The 1,618-nt window shown below is 64.8% G+C and carries 2 protein-coding genes; both read left to right on the forward strand.

Features of this window, described 5'->3' with window-relative positions:
• On the forward strand, window positions 1–579 hold a 579-nt coding region (locus tag EN991_RS35350; RefSeq protein ID WP_127370456.1), incomplete at its 5' end, for an ACT domain-containing protein.
• A 46-nt stretch (window positions 580–625) separates the two neighbouring features.
• On the forward strand, window positions 626–1,618 hold a 993-nt coding region (murJ, locus tag EN991_RS35355; RefSeq protein ID WP_127370457.1), incomplete at its 3' end, for a murein biosynthesis integral membrane protein MurJ.

The following is a 1,618-nucleotide window of genomic DNA, read 5'->3' on the forward strand; positions in this document are numbered from 1 at the left end:
GCGCAGGACCACCCCCGCCTGCTCTCGGTCATCGCCGGGGCGTGCGCCGGGGCCGGCGGCAACATTGTCGACGCGCAGATCTTCACGACGTCGGACGGCCGTGCGCTCGACACGATCCTGATCAGCAGAGAATTCGACCGCGACGAGGACGAGCGCCGGCGTGCCGAGCGTGTCGGCCGGCTGATCGAGGACGTGCTGTCGGGCAAGAGCTGGCTGCCGGAAATGATCGAGAAGCGCACCAAGCCGCGGCGCGGCTCCAAGGTGTTCAAGATCCCGCCGCGTGCCGAAATCCGCAACACGCTGTCGAATCGTTTTTCGGTCATCGAGGTCGAGGGCCTCGACCGGCCTGGGCTGCTGTCGGAGATCACCGGAACGCTTTCCGACCTGTCGCTTGACATCGCATCGGCCCACATCACCACCTTCGGCGAAAAGGTCATCGACACTTTCTATGTCACCGATCTCACTGGCCAGAAGATAGATAGCCCGGCCCGCATCGCCACCATCCGCAATCGGCTGATGGCAACGCTCGAAGGCATCGTGCCCGAACGCGGCGGCAAGTCCAGGGCGGCGGCCGAGTGACAACGACCATCACTTTGTCCCAATTCCGCAGGCAGTTCCCAAAAGCATGAGCCTCGTCAAGAAATTCGCAACGGTCGCTTCCGGCACGCTGATGAGCCGCGCGCTCGGTTTCGGCCGCGAGATGCTGATGGCCGCCGCACTCGGCACCGGACCGGTCGCCGATGCCTTCAACGCCGCCTTCCAGTTTCCCAACACCTTTCGCCGGCTGTTTGCCGAGGGTGCCTTCAACGCCGCCTTCGTGCCGCTGTTCGCCAAGGAGATCGAGACCCACGGCACCGAAGGCGCCAAGCGCTTTTCCGAGGAAGTGTTCGGCGTGCTGTTCACGGCGCTGCTGGCGCTGACCATCATCATGGAACTGTCGATGCCGCTGATCGTGCGCTATCTGGTGGCGCCGGGTTTTGCCGGCACGCCGGGGAAGTTCGACACCACGGTGACGCTGGCGACGATCATGTTCCCTTATCTGATCTGCATGTCGCTGGGCGCGATGATGGCGGGCATGCTGAATTCGCTGCGCCGCTATTTCGCCGCCGCCGTGGCGCCGGTGTTCCTCAACATCATCCTGATCGGCGTGCTCGCCTATGCCTGGTACAAGGGCTCGGATGCCCTCACAGTCGGCTACGGGCTGTCCTGGGGCGTGCTTGCCGCCGGACTGGTGCAGCTGGCGATCGTCTGGGTGGCAGTGCGCCATGCCGGCATCTCGATCGGCTTTCGCCGTCCCAAAATGACGCCCGCGGTCAAGCGGCTGCTGATCCTGGCGCTGCCGGCGGCCATCACCGGCGGCATCACACAGATCAACCAGCTGATCGGCACGGCGATCGCCTCGGCGCAGAACAGCGCGGTCTCCTCGCTCGCCTATGCCGACCGCATCTACCAGTTGCCGCTCGGCGTGGTCGGTGTCGCGGTCGCCATCGTACTGTTGCCCGAACTGTCGCGCGCGCTGAAGTCGGGCAATCTGATCGAGGCGGCCAATCTGCAAAACCGCTCGGTCGAGTTCACACTGTTCCTGACGCTGCCGGCAGCCGCCGCACTCTGGGTGATG

Origin of the sequence: Mesorhizobium sp. M7A.F.Ca.US.005.03.2.1, from assembly GCF_003997795.1 — a bacterium.
Lineage (GTDB): Bacteria > Pseudomonadota > Alphaproteobacteria > Rhizobiales > Rhizobiaceae > Mesorhizobium > Mesorhizobium ciceri.